6 protein-coding genes are annotated in these 6,783 nt (G+C 63.5%); all 6 read right to left on the bottom strand.

Annotation, left to right across the window (positions count from 1 at the left end; translation table 11 throughout):
• Positions 1 to 43 precede the first annotated feature (43 nt).
• Entirely contained in the window at positions 44 to 970 is a 927-nt protein-coding gene (locus QX121_RS13885; RefSeq protein ID WP_315776988.1) for a TauD/TfdA family dioxygenase, read from the bottom strand.
• Between the two features lie 98 nt (positions 971 to 1,068).
• Positions 1,069 to 1,797, bottom strand: coding sequence for a thioesterase II family protein (locus QX121_RS13880; protein ID WP_315812220.1), 729 nt, complete (start codon positions 1,795 to 1,797; stop codon positions 1,069 to 1,071).
• 20 nt (positions 1,798 to 1,817) lie between these two features.
• Positions 1,818 to 2,048: an MbtH family protein gene (locus QX121_RS13875; protein WP_315781226.1), complete on the bottom strand. Its 231-nt coding sequence runs from the start codon at positions 2,046 to 2,048 to the stop codon at positions 1,818 to 1,820.
• Between the two features lie 332 nt (positions 2,049 to 2,380).
• Positions 2,381 to 4,660, bottom strand: coding sequence for a TonB-dependent receptor (locus tag QX121_RS13870; RefSeq protein ID WP_315812219.1), 2,280 nt, complete (start codon positions 4,658 to 4,660; stop codon positions 2,381 to 2,383).
• Positions 4,661 to 5,347: 687 nt separating this feature from the next.
• Complete coding sequence (locus QX121_RS13865) at positions 5,348 to 5,617, bottom strand: hypothetical protein (RefSeq protein ID WP_315812218.1); 270 nt, start codon at positions 5,615 to 5,617, stop codon at positions 5,348 to 5,350.
• A complete protein-coding gene (locus QX121_RS13860; protein ID WP_315812338.1) occupies positions 5,614 to 6,744 on the bottom strand; it encodes a PepSY-associated TM helix domain-containing protein in 1,131 nt (376 codons plus the stop codon). Before QX121_RS13860 ends, QX121_RS13865 begins: the two co-directional genes overlap by 4 nt.
• Positions 6,745 to 6,783: the final 39 nt, after the last annotated feature.

Below are 6,783 nucleotides of genomic sequence, written 5' to 3'. Positions count from 1 at the left end.
CTTCCGAAGGTCCGATAACAATGTGAGGATCGATCGCGCAGGCTCAATTCACGCGATGGGCTTGCGCCATCGCGACGATCACCCTGCGCGGCCCCTTGAACGGCTCGCGCGCGTGCGCCGTCAGCATGTTGTCGAGCATGACGACGTCGCCGGTCTGCCAGGGAAAGACGATCTTGTGCCGGTCGAGCACGGCTCTGACCGTGGCCAGCGTCTCATCCTCGATCGGCGAGCCGTCGCCGTAGAACGCATTGCGCGGCAGCTCGAGCGGATCACCAACGATGTCGAGAAGACTTTCCCGCACCTCGGGCGCGAGGCTGGAGACGTGGAACAGATGCGCCTGATTGAACCACACCATGTCCCCGGTCACGGGATGCACCGCCGTCCCCTGGCAGACCTGCCGCGTCCGCAGCTCGTCGCCATCCTTCCATTCGCAGGCGATCGCATGGGAGGCGCAATAGGCCTCGACCTCGGCCTTCGACCCGGTGCCGAACACCTGCCGCCAGTCGACGTCGAGTCCGCTGCCATAGTTGCGGACATACATGACGCCCCGCTCGGCGAAGCGGTTACGTATCGCGGCCGGCATGTCGCGATGGATCGACCGGCTGTCGGCGACCGGCGTCTCGCCGCCCTGCTGTGCCGCCTGCTCGCAATAGAACCAGATCTTCATCGGCCAGTCGCGCGTATAGGCCTGCTCGTTGTGCAGCGGGATGCTCTGGTGCGGCGGATATTCGGTCGAGGTGTAGACGCCGGCGCTGACCTGCGATCGGGGCGTCGAGCCGAATTCATAGGACAGCAGCGGATGGCCGAAGCTCGCGGCGAAGCTCCTGAACGCCTCGGCGCCGTCGAGATGGAAGCCACGGAAGAGAATTCCGCCGCACGCGTAGAGCTGGCGCTCGACCATGTCGCGGACCTCGCTGACGGCCTCCATCAGCGGCTGCTGCGTGCGGCTGGCCCGCAGAAGGAACGGCAATGATTCTTGTTCTATTTTAGATTGTATCGCGAACATGACCTCTCCCCGTCTCCCGTCGATTTCAGCTTCCCGGCTGGGTCCTGCTTTCGGCGCGCCGCTCAAGGCCCCGCGCGAGCAACGGCGAGCTCCGGCCATGCCCGACGTACCAGCAATGCGGCAACAAGCTTCAGCAGATCCGCCTGCTGGCTGTGGATGAAGAAATGGTCGCCCGGCAGCATGTCGCGGCCGAACGTGCCGGAGGTCTCGGCCCGCCATGCCTCCAGTGCCTCGGCACGCGTCTCGTCGAGATCTCCGCCGAACACGTGCAGCGGACACGGCAAGGGCCGGCGCCGCCGATAGACGTAGTTCCCGCACATCAAGAAATCGGCCCGCAGGATCGGCAGTGTGCCGCGCATGATCTCCATGCTCTGCAACGCCTCCGGCGGCGTGCCGTTCAGCCTGAGAAGCTCCTCGCGCAATGCGGCGTCACCGAGCGGCTCGCGCCAGCGGCTGCCGTCGCGCACGGCAGGCGCTTCCGTTCCGGACACGAGCAGCATCTGCGGCCTTGGCGCGCCGAGCGCGAGCAGCCTGTGCGCGAGCTCGAAGGCGAGCAAGCCGCCGAGGCTGTGCCCGAACAGGACGTAAGGCTCCGCCAACGGCGTCCCGATCAGTTCGGACGCGAGCTGATCGACCAACGCCGTCGCATCCGTTTGCAGTGGCTCATCCATCCGCGCGCCCCGTCCTGGCAGCTCCAGCGGCAGGACCTCGATCCAGGACGGAAGACCTCTCCTCCAGCGCGCATAGACCATGGCGCTGCCGCCGGCATAGGGCAAACAGATCAGCCGCATGGCAGCCAGCCTCCTTCGCTTCAGGATTCGGCAGAAGCCTGCGCGTTCTCCTGCATGAATTTCCGCAGCGAGAGCGGCCGCATGTCGGTCCATACCTGCTCGATATGGTCCAGACACTCCTTCTTGCTTCCGGTCACGCCGACGGCCGTCCACCCGTTCGGGATGTCCTTGAAGGTCGGCCAGATCGAATATTGTTCTTCGTGATTCACGACGACGGTGAAGGTGACGTCATCTCTGTCGAAGATCATCATGCCCGGCTACTCCTACTAACAATCGACGTTGATGAACTACGAGTAATGCAGTTGATAATGACAGTCAAAAGGATACCGCCGATCGAAGTTTTTAATCTCTCCAAGGTGACACGCAGGTGACGATTCAACACGAGGATGTATCGGCTCCAACTAGATGATTTGCTGACCCGACCGCTTTGTCACCGCGGAGATGATCACGCCTCGACGCAATCGATGAGCTACGCAAATTTTCATCAGATTGGAATTGAACGCCGTCCGCATCGCTCAGACTAACAAGGCCGCCGCACAACGGCCGTGCGGCGGCCCCATCATCGCCAACGCGTATCGACGTCCTAGAAATTGAACGTCGTGGAAACGAGATAGGTGCGCGGCGCCCCCAGGGTGATCACACCGCTATAGGCCGACGCCCAATACGCCTTGTCGAAGACATTCTCGACGCTCGCCCGCAGCACGATCGGCTTGCCGTTCCAGGGCGAGGTGAAGGTGTAGCGGGCGCCCAGGTCGACGCGTGTCCAATCCGGCAGCGAGAGTTTGTTGGCCGCGTCGACATATTGTGCACCGGTGTAGACGACCCGCCCCGTCAGCGTCAGATCCCGCACGAACGGTGTATCCCACTCGGCGCCGAGATTCACGGTGAGCTCGGGCACGCCGATCGCCCGCTTGCCGTCAGTCAGGCCGCCCGAGGTCTTCTCCTGCACGCCGTGAATATACGCGACGCCCCCTAGCAGCCGCAGCGTCGGCGTGACCTCGCCGAACACGTTGAACTCGGCCCCCGTATTGCGCTGCCGGCCATTCAGCTCTTGAGTCAAGACTCCCCCTGAACTCGTGGTAATCACGCTCGGGCGCGAGATATCGAAGGCGCTGACGGTGGTCGTGATTCGGCCGAAGTCGACCTTGATGCCGGTCTCGACCTGCTTGGTCTGCCCTGGCGGGAAGACCGTGCCGCTGTTGGCATAGCCGGCGGCGACGACGGTCGGGGTCTGCAGGCCTTCGATGTAATTGGCATAAAGCGACACAAACTCGACGGGCTTGACCACGAGTGCATAGGCTGGCGTCCACACCGAGGTGTCCTCGAAGGGGCGGCTCGATGCCGGAGTAACGAGATTCGTGACTTCCGTTCCCGCGGTTTGTCTGCGCACACCGACGGTCAGTTGAATCCGCTTGTTCAGCAGCGACATCGTGTCGGAGACGCCGATGCTCCAGAGATTGGCGCCGACGGTCTGATTGGCCTGGAGCGTCGCAAAGCTTGGCAACGCGATGTTGGTCGGCTCGCTGTAAAGGCTCCAGTTGGGCATCTTGCCGGAGACCACCTGCTGGGTATAGGTGCGGTCGGTGATGGAATAGCCGACATTGACGGCATGGTTGATCGGGCCGGTATCGGCCGTCATGCGCAGGCCAGCCTCCCCGGCGTACGTCTTGTACGTCTCGCTTCCCGTTCCCGGAGTCCCGGACAACAGGCCAGCATTGCTCGAGAGCACCGGCGATGGATAGCGGTAGTTGATGTTGCTGTCGTGATAGCCGAATCCGGCATAGGCGGTGATGCGATCGTTGAGATCGACCTCGCCTTTCACCGTCGAGAAGAAGTCGGTTGGCGCATAATACGCCCACGGCACCTGGAAATTGGTGCCGGACGACGGCGGCGAGGGAATGCTGGTGACCCCAGCGCCCACGCCGAAGAATCGCAGCGGCGGATTCAGCTTGTCCGCCTGATAGCCGACATCGGCATCGATTCGGACATTCTCGCCATGATAGTCGACGGCGAGGTGGGCATTGCCGAACTCGTCGGTCTGCCGGTTCCAGGGGGTATCGCCGTTCGAATACTTGCTGTTCAGCCGGACGCCCCACTCCTTGTGCTCGCCATAGCGACGGCCGACGTCGATCTGCTCGCCGAATTGCGTCTTGGACGCATAGGTCGCCGTTAGCTGCGTGATGTCGGTGTCGAGCGCGTGCTTGGTGACGAGATTGACGCTACCGCCGACCGCGCCGCCGCTTGAGGCGCCAGTGCCGCCGACCGTCATGCCGTTGAGCAGAGCCGCGGGCCCCTTCAGCAATTCGACCCGTTCGATGAAATTGGCGCCCGTCGAATAATATGGCGCGATTCCGGCCAGCCCGTTCAGGGCGTAGTCACCGCTGTCGTAGTAGAAGCCGCGGATGAACAGGCTGTCGGCGCCGCCGCCGGCGGCTTGGATCGTGCGCACCGAGGGATCATTGATCAGCACGTCGCGGATCGTGCGCGCCTGCTGGTTCTGGATCAGTTGCGATGTGAAGCTCGTCTGATTGAACGGCGTGTTCATCACCCCGCGGTTGCCCAGCAGCCCAAGGCCGCCGCCGCTCGCGACCTGGCCGCCGGCATAGGGCGACGGCGGCGCGCCGATCGTACCCGTCGACGGCGTCACATAGGCCACCGGGGCGGTCGGCGGCAGGTTGCGCGGAGCGACGCGGCGCTGCTGAGCGGTCCGCGTCGCGGTCGTCTGCGGTCTCGAAGCGGTCTGCCGGACTTTCGGCTTCGGCGCGTCGACGGTCACATCGGGGAGCTTGGTCTGCGCGAAGGCCGATTGAACGCCTCCGACATTCAGCGTGAGCGCCAATGAGCTCACAAGTCCCAACGACATCGTCAATCCAACGTCTTTATCCCAAATGCGACAGACCATCCTGACACCCCGATCATTCCAAGTTCCAACTCGGCTCGTCGGTGGTCCTAACACACAGGTATTTGAGGATGGCGCCGCGCGACGTAGAACTCGTCTAACGAGCGACATCTTCGCCGAATCGATCGGCTCAACAGATTGTCGCTACTACGAGATTCTTTTCCCTCCGCTTCTTTGAAGCCTTCAAAAGAAGCGCATGTCGCGGGGAAGAGCGATGCGATCGCGTCGGCTGATACAACTCACGACACCGATCGTCTCGAACTCATCGAAATAATTTCGATCAATCATACGATGATAACTAATCACATTGCCACTTTTGAATCAATCTTTTCTTTCAAATGCGCCACATCTCCGCCGCGCCGCGCGCAGATCGAAGAAAGCACCGGGACCATTGTATCTGTTTGTTTCCAGGGCGGAGCGACGCCGCTCGCGTCGGCGCTCGCTGCACGAGACCGATCACGCGCCGCCGACGCAGCGCGCTGCCATCGCAATGAGGCGCCGCGCGCGAGAGGACGCGTGAGAGAAGAGATGCGTGGGATCGTTGGCCGGCCGAGCGCATCAGGGTCATCGCGCCTGGCGCATCGTCCAGCAGCGCGGATCGAGGTCAATGATGCGGGGTATGTTCCGCCGACCGACGGCGGACGTCAGCGCTCAGAGCGGCAGATCCTGCGTCCGGGCCCGAGCGCCTTGCGCTCCGGCCTTCGCGCCGCGGCTTAGTTTCGTGCCGTATGCGAGCGACAGCAGAATCGGAATCGACAGTCCGAGCCAGCACAGGCCGTCCCAGAGCCCGTCGCCGAACAGTCCGAAGGCGAGCCCGGCTGCGGCGACCAGGCCGATCAGCAGCGGCGCACGAAACACCTGCCAGGTCGAGAGTTGCGCGACGCGGGCAGATGGCGTCGCCGATGCGGCCGAGGAGCTCATGGCGACACCACCGCAGGCGCTGCCGACCTAACGACGCCGGACACCTTCCTGCGGAAGCCCCAGCGCTTGGCGGCCCACAGATAGAGTCCGCTGCACAGCACGATGATCGTGATGACATCGAGAACGGCCCAGATGATCTTCAGCGGCAGTCCGCCGTAATCACCGAAGTGCAGCGGCCGCGACACCTGCAGCGCGGTGAGATACCAGGCGAGCTCGGGCGCGACCATCTTGCTGCTGTCCTGGGCATCGACCAGGACCGGCTTGAACATGCGCGCAGTGAACGGCGTGCGGCCCTTGGTCCAGATCATCAGATGCTGCGGGCTGCCGAACCGCGTCGTCGTCGGCAGTGTGATGGACGTCACCAGCCGGTCCGGAAACGCGGTGCGGACGGCGCCAACGGCGGCCTCGATCGATTTTGCTTCCGCCAGCGGCTTGCCCCGATAGGGCGCGAGCAGCGCCGGCATGGTCTTCGCGCGCCAGAGATCGAACAGCGGCACGGCAAGCGTGTTGATGGTGCCGGTCAAGCCGACCGCGAGCGCCCAGCTCACCGTGACGATGCCGAGCAGATTGTGCAGGTCGAGCCATTTCAGCCGAGCCGAGCGATCCCGCACGGTGCCGAACTGCAGTCGCCGCATGAACGGCCAGTAGACGACGACGCCCGAGACGATGGAGGCCGCGAACACCAGTCCCATCAGTCCGAGAAAGAGCTCGCCCGGCAGGCCGGTGAACATGTCGCGGTGGATGCGCAGGATCACGTCCATGACGTCCTGATGCGGCGCCTCCTCGCCGAGAACGACGCCGGTCCGCGCATCCACGGTGAGGCGATGAAACTGCCCGGGCACCGGAATGGCGGTCGGCGACATCGCGACCACGATCAGCGGCTCCGCCTGCTTCAGGCTCACGAACAGCGCATGCTGCTCCGGCAATTGCTGCTTGGCCGCCGCGATCAGGCGGTCGAGCGGCAGCAGCGGCGTGTCGGCCGGCATCGCCGGCGCGGCGATCTCGTCCTCGAAGAGATGATCGATCTCGTCATGGAAGATCAGCGGAAGCCCGGTCAGGCACAGCATCAGCAGAAAGATCATGCTGATCAGCGACGTCCACGTGTGAACCTGAACCCACAGCCGCATGCGCTCGAACCCACCCTTCTTCATCGACGTTGCACGTGA

Origin of the sequence: Bradyrhizobium sp. SZCCHNR2028 (genome assembly GCF_032380995.1) — a bacterium.
Classification (GTDB): domain Bacteria; phylum Pseudomonadota; class Alphaproteobacteria; order Rhizobiales; family Xanthobacteraceae; genus Bradyrhizobium.
Note: the sequence above shows the minus strand (reverse complement) of the source record. Positions and strands in the feature narration are given on the sequence as shown.